The sequence below is a fragment of the Streptococcus sp. E17BB genome (assembly GCF_041807725.1).
GTDB classification, from domain to species: Bacteria; Bacillota; Bacilli; order Lactobacillales; family Streptococcaceae; genus Streptococcus; species Streptococcus entericus.
This window is the reverse complement of record NZ_JBGTZC010000023.1, coordinates 1-15,384: the sequence shown is the minus strand read 5'-3', so window position 1 is coordinate 15,384 and position 15,384 is coordinate 1. Positions and strand designations below refer to the sequence as shown.

Annotated in this window: 16 protein-coding genes; 10 read left to right on the top strand and 6 right to left on the bottom strand. The window is 47.6% G+C overall.

Annotated elements, in window-relative coordinates:
* Positions 1-3 precede the first annotated feature (3 nt).
* The 4 genes from ACERC7_RS06870 (at position 4) to ACERC7_RS06855 (ending at position 5,034) form a co-directional block, all read left to right on the top strand.
* Complete coding sequence (locus ACERC7_RS06870) at positions 4-570, top strand: YutD family protein (RefSeq protein ID WP_373666517.1); 567 nt, start codon at positions 4-6, stop codon at positions 568-570.
* A complete protein-coding gene (locus ACERC7_RS06865; protein ID WP_373666516.1) occupies positions 570-1,043 on the top strand; it encodes a VanZ family protein in 474 nt (157 codons plus the stop codon). Before ACERC7_RS06870 ends, ACERC7_RS06865 begins: the two co-directional genes overlap by 1 nt.
* Before the next feature lie 230 nt (positions 1,044-1,273).
* Positions 1,274-3,004, top strand: a complete 1,731-nt coding sequence (locus ACERC7_RS06860) for an ABC transporter ATP-binding protein (RefSeq protein WP_373666515.1) — start codon at positions 1,274-1,276, stop codon at positions 3,002-3,004.
* 284 nt (positions 3,005-3,288) lie between these two features.
* Entirely contained in the window at positions 3,289-5,034 is a 1,746-nt protein-coding gene (locus tag ACERC7_RS06855) for an ABC transporter ATP-binding protein (RefSeq protein ID WP_373666514.1), read from the top strand.
* 333 nt (positions 5,035-5,367) lie between these two features.
* On the opposite strand, the gene ACERC7_RS06850 is transcribed toward ACERC7_RS06855, so the two are convergent.
* From ACERC7_RS06850 to polA, 3 genes are read right to left on the bottom strand one after another with little or no spacing between them, the layout of a single operon-like run.
* Complete coding sequence (locus ACERC7_RS06850; RefSeq protein WP_373666513.1) at positions 5,368-5,796, bottom strand: CoA-binding protein; 429 nt, start codon at positions 5,794-5,796, stop codon at positions 5,368-5,370.
* Positions 5,797-5,808: 12 nt separating this feature from the next.
* On the bottom strand, positions 5,809-6,228 hold the full coding sequence (locus tag ACERC7_RS06845) for an ASCH domain-containing protein (protein WP_373666512.1): 420 nt from the start codon (positions 6,226-6,228) through the stop codon (positions 5,809-5,811).
* Between the two features lie 30 nt (positions 6,229-6,258).
* Entirely contained in the window at positions 6,259-8,898 is a 2,640-nt protein-coding gene (gene polA, locus ACERC7_RS06840; protein ID WP_373666511.1) for a DNA polymerase I, read from the bottom strand.
* A 126-nt stretch (positions 8,899-9,024) separates the two neighbouring features.
* On the opposite strand from polA, the gene ACERC7_RS06835 reads away from it, so the two are divergent.
* From ACERC7_RS06835 to ACERC7_RS06820, 4 genes are read left to right on the top strand one after another with little or no spacing between them, the layout of a single operon-like run.
* The gene (locus tag ACERC7_RS06835; RefSeq protein WP_018367566.1) at positions 9,025-9,558 is read left to right on the top strand and encodes a DUF536 domain-containing protein; all 534 of its coding nucleotides are present in this window, start codon (positions 9,025-9,027) and stop codon (positions 9,556-9,558) included.
* 51 nt (positions 9,559-9,609) lie between these two features.
* Entirely contained in the window at positions 9,610-10,206 is a 597-nt protein-coding gene (locus tag ACERC7_RS06830) for a 3'-5' exonuclease (protein WP_373666510.1), read from the top strand.
* Positions 10,207-10,241: 35 nt separating this feature from the next.
* Positions 10,242-10,448: a hypothetical protein gene (locus tag ACERC7_RS06825; protein WP_373659450.1), complete on the top strand. Its 207-nt coding sequence runs from the start codon at positions 10,242-10,244 to the stop codon at positions 10,446-10,448.
* Positions 10,445-10,663: a DUF2625 family protein gene (locus ACERC7_RS06820; RefSeq protein ID WP_373666509.1), complete on the top strand. Its 219-nt coding sequence runs from the start codon at positions 10,445-10,447 to the stop codon at positions 10,661-10,663. Before ACERC7_RS06825 ends, ACERC7_RS06820 begins: the two co-directional genes overlap by 4 nt.
* Before the next feature lie 74 nt (positions 10,664-10,737).
* Here ACERC7_RS06820 and ACERC7_RS06815 read toward each other — a convergent pair whose 3' ends face one another.
* Both ACERC7_RS06815 and ACERC7_RS06810 read right to left on the bottom strand, forming a co-directional pair.
* Positions 10,738-11,037, bottom strand: a complete 300-nt coding sequence (locus tag ACERC7_RS06815; protein WP_018367568.1) for a YbaB/EbfC family nucleoid-associated protein — start codon at positions 11,035-11,037, stop codon at positions 10,738-10,740.
* Positions 11,038-11,083: 46 nt separating this feature from the next.
* On the bottom strand, positions 11,084-13,363 hold the full coding sequence (locus tag ACERC7_RS06810) for a Xaa-Pro dipeptidyl-peptidase (protein WP_373659453.1): 2,280 nt from the start codon (positions 13,361-13,363) through the stop codon (positions 11,084-11,086).
* Between the two features lie 176 nt (positions 13,364-13,539).
* Here ACERC7_RS06810 and ACERC7_RS06805 point away from each other — a divergent pair, with 176 nt between their 5' ends.
* Complete coding sequence (locus tag ACERC7_RS06805) at positions 13,540-14,274, top strand: CppA N-terminal domain-containing protein (RefSeq protein WP_373659455.1); 735 nt, start codon at positions 13,540-13,542, stop codon at positions 14,272-14,274.
* A complete protein-coding gene (locus ACERC7_RS06800; protein WP_373666508.1) occupies positions 14,271-15,197 on the top strand; it encodes a serine hydrolase domain-containing protein in 927 nt (308 codons plus the stop codon). The genes ACERC7_RS06805 and ACERC7_RS06800 overlap by 4 nt, the downstream gene beginning before the upstream one ends.
* Before the next feature lie 94 nt (positions 15,198-15,291).
* Here the strand turns inward: ACERC7_RS06800 and ACERC7_RS06795 are convergent.
* Positions 15,292-15,384, bottom strand: a 93-nt coding sequence (locus ACERC7_RS06795) for an IS3 family transposase (RefSeq protein ID WP_373660139.1), incomplete at its 5' end; no start/stop codon positions are given.

Genomic DNA, 15,384 nt, shown 5'->3' with positions numbered 1-15,384 from the left:
GCGATGAGAAAAGATATTACCCCCGAAATGTATAACTATAACAAATATCCTGGACCGGTTTTTGTTAGCTTTGACAATCAAGTCAAAAGTGATGATGTGGTCTTTACGATTGTGAAGAGCACGAGCGAAACCTTTGATGCGGAGAGTTTCACCCAGCGTTTTTCTGAGATTTTGCTCAAGTACGATTACATTGTTGGGGATTGGGGAAATGAGCAATTACGGTTGCGCGGTTTTTACCGTGAGGACAACCCTAAACAGACCATGACCGCTATCAGCCGTTTAGACGACTATTTAAAAGAATACTGCAACTTTGGTTGCGCTTATTTTATTTTAGAAAATAAGGAACCAAGGCAGGTTGTGTTTGAAGAGGAGCAACAGCCAAATCGTCGTCGGCGACCACGTCGCCGCAGATCAGGCATTGATAGGCGGTTTGAGGAGCGTTCAGAGCAGGCAAAGCCAGCTTTTCAAAAAAAATTACGTCAGACCTCTGCAAGCACCTCGTCAGCTAGACCAGAAAAAGCAGCCGTTCAGCAGAAAGGCTTCAATATTCGGCAAAAAGGAGAGCGCTGATGACCTGTCGTCGACTGATTCAGGGGGCGACACTGGCTTATGCTATTTTTGTTGCGGTGATTTGTTTCATGCCTCAGCCTAACTTTGGCTTGGAGGAGACCCCGGGGATTCAACACTTTGGCCGCGTTGTTGTTTTACTTCGCCCCTTCAACACCCTTTGGGGTTGGCAAGCGATAAACAGTTTTAGGCAGCTGGTCTGGGTTATCTGCCAAAACGTGATGAATATTTTTCTCCTCTATCCGCTGGTTCTTGGTTTGCTTCATCTTTTTCCGAGCTTGCGCTCAATGGCTCGCGCTATTAAGCTAGCTTTTTACCTGAGCTTGAGCATTGAGCTGACACAGATTGTTTTGGACCTTCTCATTGATGCCAATCGGGTGTTTGAGCTTGATGACCTTTGGACAAATACGTTGGGTGGTTTGCTTGCCTACCTGACCTATCGCCATGTCACTAGCAAACACATTAACATAGACTAACCACTTGTTTGCTCTTTTTCAGACAAACAGGCCATGTTCAACAGAAAAAACGTTTTCCTTAGTCCTTGTCAACTAGACCTGGTGCAGAAAACGTGGTATAATAGCCTATCATCCTCAGCACCGCTATGGTGCTGATTTGTTTGTTACTGCTCCTCTTTTGGGCTAACTCATGACAGGAGAGCGGGCTGTTTAGCTCTGCGATGGCCTTTAGGAGAAAGAAAGGAGAATTCATGAAAATTGTACGTGATTTATGGTGGTTTTTTAAGTTAGAAAAACGCCGTTACTTGACAGGGATTGTGGCGCTTAGTCTGGTATCTGTCTTAAACCTAGTGCCTCCTATGATGATGGGGCGCGTGATTGACAGTATTGCTAACAAACAACTGACCCCTCAGCAACTGCTATGGAGCCTGTTGTGGCTCCTTTTAGCGGCACTTGGGATGTATGTACTTCGCTATATTTGGCGGATGTATATTTTAGGGACTTCTAGCCGTTTAGGGCAACTGATTAGGTCGCGCCTGTTTGAGCACTTTACCAAAATGTCGCCATCCTTTTACCAGACCTATCGGACAGGTGATTTGATGGCTCACGCGACCAATGATATCAACGCCTTGACACGTTTGGCTGGTGGTGGGGTCATGTCGGCAGTGGATGCCTCGATAACAGCTTTGGTGACCCTGTTGACCATGTTTGTGACCATTTCTTGGCAGATGACGCTTGTCGCTATCATTCCGTTACCTTTTATGGCGATGACGACCAGTTTCCTCGGACGACGTACCCATACCAGTTTCCAAGCCTCTCAAGCTGCTTTTTCTGACCTAAATAATAAGGTTCAAGAGAGCGTGTCAGGGATCAAGGTGACCAAATCATTTGGTTATCAGGCTCAAGAGCTGGCTAGCTTTCAAGAGACCAACCAGATGACCTACCAAAAAAACATGAAAACCATGTTCTATGATGCCATGTGGGATCCGGTTGTTTTGCTTTTTGTGGGGAGTTCCTATGTTTTGATCCTCCTTGTTGGTTCAATCTTTGTCCGTTCTGGGCAGGTGAGTGTCGGTCAATTGGTGGCCTTTATCACTTATCTGGATATGCTGGTCTGGCCACTGATGGCTGTTGGTTTCCTGTTTAACATGATTCAGCGTGGGTCAGTTTCTTATGACCGTATCAATAGCCTACTATCCGAGCGTTCAGCAGTTGTAGAAGCGACTGATCCTTTACCTGCTATTGAAAATGGTCGTCTGGACTATGCGGTGGATTATTTTGCTTATGATAACGAGGAAACGTTGCGTGATATCCACTTTAGTTTAGAAAAAGGGCAGACGCTGGGACTGGTTGGTCAAACTGGCTCAGGTAAAACCAGTTTAATAAAATTGCTGTTACGAGAGTATGATGTCACAGACGGTGAGATTCGTCTAAACGGTCATAACATCAAGGCTTACCGCTTGTCTGATTTGCGCTCTCTGATGGGTTATGTGCCACAAGACCAAGTGCTCTTTGCGATGTCTATTGAGGACAATGTCCGTTTTGGCAATCCGAGCCTATCCCAAGAACAGGTGGAACAGGCAACTAAAATGTCCCATGTTTATGATGATGTGATGGGTATGCCTGATGGGTTCCAAACAATCATTGGAGAACGTGGCGTGTCCTTATCTGGCGGTCAAAAGCAACGTTTAGCCATGAGTCGTGCCATGATTTTGACACCTGATATTTTGATTTTAGATGATTCTCTATCAGCTGTTGACGCTAAGACGGAGCATGCCATTATTGATAACCTCAAGCAAACGCGTAAAGGGCAGACGACGATCATCACTGCTCATCGCTTGTCAGCAGTTGTCCACGCGGATCTGATTTTAGTGATGCAAGATGGTCGCATCATTGAGCGGGGTCGTCACGATGAGCTGGTTGCAGCAGGAGGTTGGTATGCGACAACTTATGCTAGCCAACAGCTGGAGATGGGAGATTAAGCTCATCGGTTGAGCAGCAGCCTTGCTCTTATAGGATCTGATTCACTGGCATAACGAGGATCACCTGTAAACGTTATAGACTGGCTTACGGTTCTGGCTGCCCTAGTTTAGCCGTGATGGGAGCGCTCGTTTGCTGTGCTCTATGGTAAGTCAGTGAAGCTTTTAGCTCGTTAGTAACCTATAGACCGAACCGAGTATTTTTTAGAGACGGCACTCATTTGGTTTTGGGTTGCCTTGACCGCGCTCGTCTCTTGCTTGTTATGATGTTTTGAAAGGAGTAGTCAATGCCCAAACAAGCTCAATTATGGTCGACCTTTCGTCGGCTGATGACCTACTTGACCCCTTATGGTCTACTAACCACTTTTTCCCTAGCTCTGCTATTGGCCACAACGGTGGTAAAAAGTCTTATCCCCCTTGTGGCTAGTCGATTTATTGATGGCTATATCGCTGGTCAGACGACAGACGGGCTGAGCCTTTTGATTGGCTATTATGGCCTTTATATGGCGCAGAGTTTGCTGCAGTATTTTGGTAACTTTTTCTTTGCCAAGGTGTCTTATAGTGTGGTGCGTGATATTCGGCGAGATGCGTTTGCGACCATGGAAAAATTGGGAATGTCGTATTTTGATAAAACCCCGGCTGGGTTTATTGTGTCGCGAATTACCAACGATACGGAGAGCATCAGCGAGATGTTTTCAGGTATTTTGGCAAGTTTTGTTTCGGCGGTATTTATTTTTACAGTGACCTTGTACACCATGTTGACCTTGGACGTCAAGCTCACTGGACTGGTTGCCCTCTTTTTGCCCTTGATTTTTATCTTGGTTAATCTTTACCGCAAGAAGTCGACTGCAGTGATTGCTAAAACGCGGAGTTTACTCAGTGATATCAATAGCAAACTGGCAGAAAGTATTGAGGGTATCCGCATTATTCAAGCCTTTAGTCAGGAAGCACGTCTTCAGAATGAGTTTGATGCGATCAATCAGGAACATCTCACCTACGTCAATCGGTCATTAGCCTTGGATAGTTTGTTTTTACGCCCTGCCATGTCCCTCTTAAAACTCCTTGCTTATGCGGTGTTGATGGCCTATTTTGGCTTTAACTGGCAAAAACTTGGGATTTCTGCAGGTTTTATGTATGCCTTTATCCAATACATTAACCGTCTCTTTGATCCGTTAATCGAAGTAACGCAGAACTTTTCAACCCTGCAAACCTCTATGGTTTCTGCTGGTCGTGTCTTCAGCCTCATTGATCAGGAGGTGTTTGAGCCCGCTCAGCTGGGGGAAGTTGAGGACATCCAGTCAGGTGATATTGTATTTGAAGACGTTTCTTTTAGCTATGATGGAAAGAACCAGATTTTGGATAAGGTATCCTTTCGGGTCAATAAAGGTGAAACGATTGCATTTGTTGGGGCGACAGGATCAGGCAAGTCCTCTATCATCAATGTTCTCATGCGTTTTTATGAGTTTCAATCAGGGCGTGTGTTGATTGATGGCACCGATATTCGGCAGTACAGTCAGGAGGCTTTACGTCGGAACATCGGTTTGGTTCTCCAAGACCCTTTTCTCTATCATGGGACAATTTCGTCTAATATCAGGATGTATCAGGAAATCAGCGATAATGAGGTTCGGGCTGCAGCAGAGTTTGTCGATGCTGACCAGTTTATCAGTAAATTGCCAGCAGGCTATAGTGAACCTGTCACTGAGCGTGGAGCAACCTTTTCAACAGGTCAACGCCAGCTGTTAGCTTTTGCTAGGACTGTTGCCAGCCAACCTAAGATTTTAATTCTCGATGAGGCAACTGCCAATATTGACTCCGAGACGGAGCAAATCGTTCAAAATTCTCTTGCTAAGATGTGTCAAGGACGGACAACAATCGCTATTGCCCATCGCCTATCAACGATTCAAGACGCTAATTGCATCTATGTCTTGGATAAAGGTCGAATCATCGAGAGTGGGGACCATAAGACCTTGCTAGCTCTAAAGGGAACCTACCATAAGATGTATCAACTCCAAGCTGGCATGATGGAAAAATAGCAAGGACTAAGTTATTCTTAACTATCCCTGTTATTGTCGAGTTAAAAATTTGCCGAAAAGACTGAAAATAACCTGCTTAGGGTAGGTTCAGACTATAGCTCAAGCTCTTAGAATCTCATTTCTAAGGGCTTGAGCTAGTTTAAGTGTATAAAATGCTCAAAACCGATAGAAACGACAACCGTAAAAGATTTCTGATTTGTCTTAAACCGTCAAAATGCCTGCTTATCAATCATCAGGACGCTATAAATTTCGCAGATATAGAAAAAGACAATCCACTGTTTGAGGATTGTCTTTCAGTTGAAATGTCCAAAGGAACGCCTTATTTTGATGCCCTTATGCCATTTTAAGGTACTCGATTTTTAAGCACCTGTTCATGACAATGGCATCGCGACCAGCCTGACGCAGGAGCTTTTCTGCGTCTTCACTTTCGAGTCCGAGCTGTGCCCAATAGATGTCAGCGTCAGTTTCGAGGAAATCTCTAGCAACATCTGCCAGAAATTCGCTGCGACGAAAGATATTGACCATGTCGATATGGACAGGCACGTCTTGCAGTCTAGCATAGACTGTCTCACCGAGGATTTTTTCCCCAGCAAGCTTTGGATTGACTGGAATGATGGTAAAACCAGCCTCCTGCATGAGTTGACTAACGCGGTAAGCAGCTGTCTCTGTGCGGTCAGATAACCCAACCACCGCGATGGTCTTGGTTCTTCTGATATAATCGAATATCACCTCTTGAGGTGGGTTTTGGAAGGTGTAGGTCATGTGTGTTCTCCTTTATTGTTCAACAACTTTAAAAAATTCTGTGACAACTAAACCTGTCTCTGAAAAGTCCAGTCCGACAGTTGGCAGATGCCGTTGCCAGAAGTCACCGAAAATCCGTTGCCAGTCAGCAACCGTGCCATCACCCTCTGCATTGCACCGCGCTGTCTCTTCTGAGATCGCATTAAACGGTTCGATGATGACCTTTACCGTTTCAAGCAGGACTTCCTGAGTGGGGTGTTCAGGATTGTCTAACATAATGGATCGGTCACCTGGTTGATCCAGCTCATCTGGTGAGGCGTATTCCGCATACCAGGAGCTGGTGGCGGTCTTTGTGCCTCTGACTGTTAAATCGTATAATTCTTTATATTCAGTAGGATGTGCCCAGACCTCTAGGTCTGGGTATTTAGCCTGTAAATCACCATATTTGGCCATGTTTGTGCTCCTTTAGTTTCTATGGCTGTGTTACTTCTCCTCGTACCAGTTTTCTCCTGAACTGCTTTCAGCGATGAGGGGCACAGATAACTCGATGGCAGACTGCATGGTCTCGGTGACCAGTTGGCTAACAGCATCCAGCTCTGCTATTGGCACCTCAAGGACAATCTCGTCGTGCACCTGAAGGAGCATACGTGCCTGATAGCCACCAGCGGTCAGGGCCTTATCTAGGTTAATCATGGCAACCTTGAGAATGTCTGCAGCAGACCCCTGAATCGGTGAGTTAATGGCCGTGCGCTCGGCGAAACTCCGGACGTTGAAGTTGCGCGAGTGAATGTCTGGCAACTCGCGGCGGCGGTGAAAGAGGGTCTCCACATAGCCCTGTTCCTTGGCCTGAGTAACCATCTCGTCCATGTAACGCTTGATACCAGGGAAACGTTCAAAATAGGTATCAATGTAGTCCTTGGCGGCCTTTCTGGTGATACCTAAGTTATTAGCCAAGCCAAAATCCGAAATCCCATAGACCACGCCGAAGTTGACTGCCTTGGCATCGCGACGATGGTTTGCCGTCACGTTTTCAGGCTTGTCAATGCCAAAGACCCGCATGGCCGTTGAGGTATGAATGTCTGCACCTTGCTTGAAGGCCTCAATCAGGTGCTCGTCTTGGGAAATATGAGCCAGCACGCGCAACTCAATCTGAGAATAGTCAGAGGCCAAGAGCACCTGCCCCTCACTTGGCTTAAAGGCTTTACGAATCAACCTGCCCTGTTCCAGACGAACAGGGATATTTTGCAGGTTGGGGTCGGTTGACGACAAACGCCCTGTCTGGGTTAAATCCTGCACATAACGGGTATGGATTTTGCCATCTGACATGATGTAGTCTTGAAGCCCGATAACGTAGGTTGACTGGAGCTTGCTAATCTGGCGGTACTCGAGGATTTTCGCCACAATTGGCGCTTCAGGCGCCAGCTTTTCCAAGACATCAACGGCAGTGGAATAGCCGGTCTTGGTCTTCTTAGTCGCCCAAGTCGGCAAGCCCAAGGTCTCAAAGAGGAGCGTGCCCAGCTGCTTAGGTGAGTTGATGTTAAACTCCTGCCCTGCTAGGTCGTAAATCTCCTGCGTCAGCTGGTCGATCACCACTTGGTTGTCCACTTGCATGGCCTCCAGCACCTCACGCTCCACATGGATGCCGGCGATTTCCATTTTAGCTAGCACATCCGCTAGCGGTAGCTCCATGTCCATGTAGAGGGCAGTCTGTCCCTGCTCCTCTAGCTTGGTGCGTAGCACTTCTTCGGTGCTAACTAACACTTGGAGTTTTTTGGCTAAATGGCTGAGCAGGACAGGGCGTTCAGGCAGGGCGCGCTTGACCCCCTTGCCATAGACCTCGAGGTCGTCCGACAGTGGAAAGTCACCGTAGAGCTTAGCAATGGTTGAGATGTCATTGTTCTCAACAGTTGACAGCAGGTAGCTGGCTAAACGGCTATCAAAACGAGCTGCTGCCATGTCCACGCCTAGACCAGCCAGCAGCACCTTGACCCGTTTGGCATCATAGGTCTTGACGGGTCGGCTGAGGAAGTCCCTAAACAGATCTGACTGCAAGAGGCTAGTATCTGTGGAGACATAGATCTGGTCTTGATTGCCAAAAGCAAGTCCGACAATCGGCTCGACATGGTAGTTGTCTCCTAAGATCTCCAGATGGAGAAACATGTCCTCTGTCAGCATCTCCTCTGATAGTTCAGTCACCTCGGTGTAGGTCACCTCAACCACTTCACGAGACCTGCCAGTGTCGTCTAGCTCGGCCAGTCCAGCCTTGAACTGGCGGAAGCCCATTTCATCGTAAAAACGGCTGAGGTGGTCAAGGTCAGGCTGTTTCAGTTTAATGTCCGAAAGTCCGATGGTCAGAGGAGCGTTGGTGTTGATGGTGGCTAGCCGTTTAGAGAGAAAGGCCTGGTCGCGGTCGTTGACGAGGTTGTCCCTCATCTTGCTGGGCTTCATCTGGTCGATGTTGGCATAAATCCCGTCTAGGTTGCCGTGTTCGAGGAGGAGTTTGATGCCTGTTTTTTCACCGATTTTAGTGACACCAGGGATGTTATCGGATTTGTCCCCCATGAGGGCTTTGAGATCGACGAACTGCTCAGGCGTTAGCCCCATTTTTTCCAGCAGGTAGGCTGGGGTGAAGGCTTCAAACTCGGCGACCCCTTTTTTAGAAATTTCAACGGTGGTATTGGCATCTGTCAGCTGAATCAAGTCCTTATCCCCGCTGACAATGGTGATGGTAAAGTCCTGACTGTCCTGCTCTGCCATTGTCGCCAAAGTCCCGATAATATCATCCGCCTCATAATCTGCCAGCTCGTAGTAGGCGATGCCGCGTGCCGTCAGGAGCTCCCGCAGGTAGGGAAACTGCTCACGGAACTCGTCTGGGGTCTTGGCACGACCAGCCTTGTAGTCGGCGTAGAACGCTGTCCGAAAGGTGGTTTTGCCAGCATCAAAAGCTACCAAGACATGGGTCGGCTGGAGGCGAGTCAGCAGGCTGTCCAGCATGAGGTGGAAACCGTAGATGGCATTGGTGTGAAGACCGTTGGCATTTTTGAAGCGATCAATCTGGTTATAGAGGGCAAAAAAGGCCCTGAAAGCGACGGAAGAGCCGTCGATTAAAAGTAGTTTGTTCATACTGCTATTGTACCACAAACTGGTCAGCTCTGCTATTGGGCGATTACCCAAAACCATAGGAAAAGTTGACAAATGATAGGGGGTGTGTTATGATTTTGTTAAGAAAAGACGAGGGAAATAGGACTTATGACAGTAGAAAAAACCGTCAGTGAGCTGGCAGAGATTTTGGGTGTTAGCCGCCAAGCCATCAACAATCGGATTAAGACCTTGGCGGAAGAGGACATCGAGAAAAATGATAAGGGCGTGACGGTCGTGAAACGGTCAGGCTTGATTAAGCTGGAGGAAATCTACAAAAAGACCATTTTTGAGGATGAGCCGATTAGTGAAGAAGCCAAGCATCGTGAGTTTTTTGAGATTTTGGTGGATGAGAAAAACACGGAAATTACGCGGCTCTACGAGCAACTCAAGGCCAAGGATGCCCAGATGGCGGCTTTGAGTGAGCAACTCAAGGTCAAAGATGTGCAGATCGCAGAAAAAGACAAGCAGATTGACCAGCAACAACAGTTGACCCTAACGGCGCTCAAGGAGCGTGATACGCTAAAATTGGAACTTGATCAGGTCAAGACTGAAGCGGAGAAAAAAGATGAGGTCATCGAGGCAGAGGACGTTCTTGTTGAACCTGTCAATAAAGGATTTTTCGCTCGTTTATTTGGGAAATAAAAAAGAAGAGCAGGGCAACCCGCTCTTTTCTCACCATTAGAAAGGGTAATCATGGAACAGTTAGAGACTTACATTGCTTTTGATTTGGAATTTATCGAACGCAAGGACGGTCACTACGATCTCTTGCAAGTGTCAGCAGTGAAATTTGTTGATGGTCAGGAACAGGCTCATTTTGATAGCTATGTGCACACTGACCAGCCTCTCAAGAGCTTTATCAATGGGCTGACAGGCATCACCAGTGATAAGATTCAGACCGCACCGCCTGCTGAACAGGTGGTGGCTGACTTTGCTGCGTTTGTTAGCGACACTGCACTTATTGGCTACAATGCTCACAAGAGTGACCTGCCGATTTTGCAGACTTATGGTTTAGATGTGACAGGACAGTATGTGGTCGACGTCTATGACGAGGCTTTTGAGCGCCGTAGCACGGATCTCAATGGGATTGCCCGCTTGAGTTTGCAAAGTGTAGCTGACTTCCTCAAAATTAAGGGGCGGGGTCATAATAGTCTAGAAGACGCCCGCATGACTGCCAAAATCTATGAGCAGTTCAAAGAGTTCGACGATAATCGCCTTTTGCTAGACAAGCAAGAAACAATCAGCAATAACCCCTTTGTCGGTTTGGGACTGGCAGAGCTCTTTGAGGACTAGGCATGATGTGGCTTGCTACCCTATTAAACTAGCCCTTGCAGGTCAAGGACAACTATTGTGGCTATGGGCTCTTGGTGCTAGGAGCTGAAGAAGGGCTGTTACCCCACAACCAAGTCTTTCACACAGTATATCCGTCGGACCAAACCTTGATTGGTCTTGATGCTTTTGGCGGTCTGTTTGCCCTGTGCGAGGGTCAGCAGACGGTTCATTATTTTGCTCCCGATACCCTAGTCTGGGAGTGACTTACCCACATTTTTTGACATGGGCCCAGAGTGACCGTGTGCCCCTCTTTTATGAGTCTTTTTGGTTTGCTGGGGCGGAGCCAATGGCAGAGCAGGTTAAGGATGGTCTTGTCATCTCAACCTACCCTCCGCTCTGGTCTACTACCTACAGCGCTGATACCGCGATTAGAAAACATGTCCCTTTCCGAGAACTCTTAACTCTCAGTGCGGAGTGAGCCTGTGCCTTCAGTCAGCAGTAAATCAGATAAATGAAGACGCCTTTTCCGAAAAGAAAGGCGTCTTCATTTACTTAAAACGGCAGTTTACCAGCAAAGGCACCGAGTGTTTTCTTGGTGGCTTCATCAATCTGGTTAAGTGCATCGTTGATGGCCTGAGCAGTCATGTCGGACAGGGTCTCGATATCCTCTGGGTCAACAATAGCAGGGCTGAATTCCAAATTAACCAGCTGTTTATCGCCTGTAAAGGTCGCTGTTACTAAGTCCTGAGCAGACTTACCAATAAAGGTTGTACCAGCCAGCTCAGCCTGTTTAGCTTCCATTTGTTTTTGCATCTTTTGTGCTTGTTTCATGATATTTTGCATATTCATCATGTTGGGTGTCCTCTTTCTATATCACTGTTTTAACAATTATACCACATTAAGCGTCAATAGGCAGATAAAGTTTAGACTGACTCAAATCGACCGTTAACTGATAGTCGCTGTTGTCTCGAACGGTGTGCTCAAAGTCGGTCGTATAGAGCAGGAGCCGAAGCGTATCACCCTCAGTTAAACGGAAGATGGTCGGTTGTAAATCAAAGGTCAGGCTAATCCAATCGTCCGCAGGCAGGTCGCTCACGGTCAGAATCCCATCTCGGTTCTGTAGGTTGAGCACGCCCTTAGTGATTATCCGCTGTTCCGTCTCCACCCATGGCAACTCACGAACAGGCTCGCGCTGAAAGTTTTGTCCATTGTCGATAGTGGCAGCACCCAGTGGCACGGGGGTATCCGTGTGGCGTTTGACTTTTCCTTGGTGCAATAGCTGAGCAGACAGGAGCCCACGGTTTTCTGACGATTTGAGGGTCAGATGAAGCTGGGCTTGACCGTTGATGAGCACAGCTTGAGTGACTGGCAAGTCGATGCAGATGGCGTTAGCCTTGTCTGCAAAAAGATCGGCTTTGAAGGTCTTGAAGTCCTTGTCGTAGCGCTCAAAGGTCTCTTGCTCATACTGGTTCTGGATGGTTTGCTCACCTTGACCAAGATCAAAACGGATGGTCTTGTCTTGACCAAATTGGTCAAGGGTCTGCCAAGTCTGCTCTGCGGCGTTGTCCTGCCAGATGACGGCTGGGAGATGATAACCGTTGTTCTGTTTGAGCAGTTTTTGGGTCAGGAGGGCATTGATGCTCTCACGAAAATCGATGGACTGCCAGTTGTTGAGGTAGACGTGTTGTCCTTGATGCAGGACGACGTGCTTGTCCACAGTGTCCGGTAGGGCATTTAGAATGTTATAGACCTGACGCGGTTTGACATTCCAGTCTTGGAGGCCGTGGGTGTAGACCACTGTCGCCTTGACCTTGTGAGCATGAGGGAGGTAGTTGCGATTTTCCCAGAACTGGTTGTAGTTGCCTGTCTCGCGGTCAAGCGCTTGAGCTTGTTCTTCGAGACGTTTGTCATATACCGCTCGGCTATGAACAAAATCTCCTGCCAAGAGGCTTCGGGAGTAAGTTAAGGCGGTTAAGCTGTCTAAGTCTTCGCCCGGATAACCACCTGGGCTGCACACCAAGCCGTTCTCACGGTAATACTCGTACCAAGAGCTGATGCCGGCTTCAGCGATGATGACCTTGAGCCCGTCAACGCCCGTCGTGGCAAGTCCTGTAGACATGGTACCCAGATAGGAAATCCCCGTCGTTGTGACCTCACCTGTCGCCCAAGTCGCTAGCACCTGCTGTTCACGTTTTTGGTTGGTGTAGGCGATGGCACGACCATTTAGCCAGTCAATAACACTCTTGTAGGAGCTGATGAGCTGGTAGTCGCCAGAGGTCATAAAGCCTGTCGAACCTGCTGTGCCGATACCAGACACGTAGATGTTGGCAAAGCCTCGAGCCAGCATGTAGTCGTTGAGGGTGTAGCTGCCGATGTGAGCAAAGGTTTCTGTCGCAGGACTTTCAGGCAGGATGCTGGTTTGTTCAGATGGGAAAGTCGGTTCATGTGGGTCAACGGCAATCGTACCTGCTTCTTTGACCGTCAGACTGCCTGTCATCTTGTAGAGTTTCTTGTCGCTGGCTGAGCCATTGATGCCTTGGTGATAGGGGCTGGCGGTCATCATGGTTGGCAGTTGGTGAGATGTTTTGGGACGGATGATGTTAACCTTGACGAGATCAGTCTCCCCATCATCGTCTGTATCTAGCTGGCTATCCACATAGACCACCTCACGCACCAAATTATTGGTATCAAAGGTCGCAAGGCTTTTGCCGTTGAAGAAATGGTAGTCATTATCCAGTGGCAGTAAGCCCTGGCTAACCAGATGGTCAATCAAGGTCAAACCAGTTTTCATCCGTGTGGCCAACAACTGGTGGAGTTTCGCCAATAAATTGCCCTCAGAAAAGGCAATCGGAAAGGCGAGTTTGTCAATAAATGCCGTCCAGTCAGTAAAATCCACCCCAGGCACAAATCCTAAGAGCTGGAGAGCGACCGTGTAGAAGACCTCTTCGGTCAGGGGACGTTCCGACTGAAGGAAGGTCAAGAGGTCGGTCTCCTGATCGGCCGCTAAGAGGCTGACAGGGTAATCGGTATCCGGGTAGTGAAAGAATGTCGCGCGGACAAAGGTGTCTAGGTTGTCCTTGCCTGTTTTTGTTGCAGATAGGGTAAAGCCGAGTTGGGTAAAATCCGCCAGCTGGTTATTTTCATTGACAGGGATGTAACTAAATTGATTGTAACGCATGGAAACTCCTTTTGTTTTCTAATCACCTCTTGTTAATGAGCGACATGTTGAGCCCACATCAGCAGGCCTGCCCTTTCTAATGAGGTGATTGCAGTTGAAATACCTCTATTATACCGCAACTTGTCTCATCTGTCGAAATAGTTGTCAAAATCGCCTAATTAGTCTAAAATAAGTCTATGAAAAAAAATGAAAACATGGCCTTACTTGCCCCCTATATTCGGGTTAACAATCGCCAGCGGAATCTGGATTTTTATGAGCACATTCTTGGTTTGCGAGTGCTTCATGAGGAAAATGCCTTTGCTTTTTTAGGCGGACATGCGGCGAGAGAGACGCGACTGACTTTGGAAGAATCGCCATCTTATCGAACGCGAGCAGTCAATGGACCTAAAAAGCTGCACACCTTGGTGCTTAAGGCTGATACGGCAGAAATAGCAGAGCTATTAGCACGAAAAATACCTGTGGAGAGGGTGTATAAGGGTCAAACAGGCTATGCCTTCTCTGCCCTGTCCCCAGAAGGGGATCGTCTGCTATTGCATGGAGAAGATGATGTCACAACCCTTGAGCCAGTTCCTTACCCAGACCTTTTGGCTGACTCTGGCTTCAACGGTTTATCGGATGTCATCGTAGACCGTCTGGTATTGAATGTCCCTGACAGGTCGGTTTCTCTCTCGTTTTATGACTGTCTGCCCTTGTCTGTCGAGCTGAACGAAGCACAGGGGGCTGACTTGCAGGCTGATAACGACCAGACCTGGGACATCAGCATGGTAGAATGTTCCGTTGATAAGACTGTCGACCTTGCTTCTTTTGCAGTCATTTGCAAAGACTTGGGACTAGAGACGACGCTCAATAAAAAGGAAACCGCGCTCATTGTGACGGATCCAAGTCGGCTGGACTGGTGGTTTGTCAAATGATGCAGGCAATTATTGATAAAATCAACCAACAGCGGTCAGAACATCTCTATCTGGGGGCTAGCTTGGCTATTTTCCAAAAAGGGCGATGGCAGGAGTGGTACATCGGTGAGGTAGCCCCTGAGGCTCCTGTTGAGGCTGGCTTAGTCTATGACCTCGCTAGTGTGTCCAAGGTAGTCGGTGTGGGGACGGTAATTATCCAGCTGTTGGCAGATGGGACACTAGAGCTTGATCAACCACTTAAAAGTTATTACCCTGAAGTAGCAGACGAGACGGTTACGATCAGGCAGCTCCTGACTCACACCTCAGGTATTGACCCTTATATCCCAAACCGCGACCAACTGAGCGCAAGGGAGTTACGGGCGGCTATCAACCACATTACCGTCACCACGGATAAGCGTTTCTTGTACACGGACATCAACTTCTTGTTGTTAGGTTTTATGCTAGAAGACTTGTTTGGAAAAAGTTTAGCTGAGTTGTTTCAGGAGCGGGTGTTTCGACCTCTTGGGATGGTAGAAACCAGCTTTGGCCCTCGTTTAGGGGCTGTTGTGACGGTTAATGGCAGAGCAGATGGACTGGTTCATGACCCTAAAGCTCAGGTTTTGGGTGTTCATGCAGGATCAGCTGGTCTTTTTTCGACAGTGACCGATTTAGAGCGCTTTTGCGAGCATTACTTGATCGCAGATTTTGGAGTGGACTTATTAACCAACTATGGCAGTTCAGATAAACCGCGCTCTCTGGGCTGGAATCTTGACGGTGACTGGCTTGACCATACGGGCTACACTGGTCCCTTTATCATGATCAATCGACGACGTCAGCAAGCGGTGATTTTCCTGACCAATCGGACTTATGCCTATGATGATCGTCCTTTATGGATCGCTAAACGCCGAGAACTGCGTGATCTTATCAAGCAAAGGCTCAGTTGATAGCAGTTAGATGAGCTGGGAATACTCTGATTTACAAGAAAAGTAAGGAAAAGACCAAGAATTGTACTGACCCCCAAAAGTTGGACAAGAAATATTATTGAAAGGATTTAATTCTGTATTGCACAGGACTAAGTCCTTTTAATTTTGTTTTGATTCGTTTGTTATTGTAGTAAAAAATATAATCGCT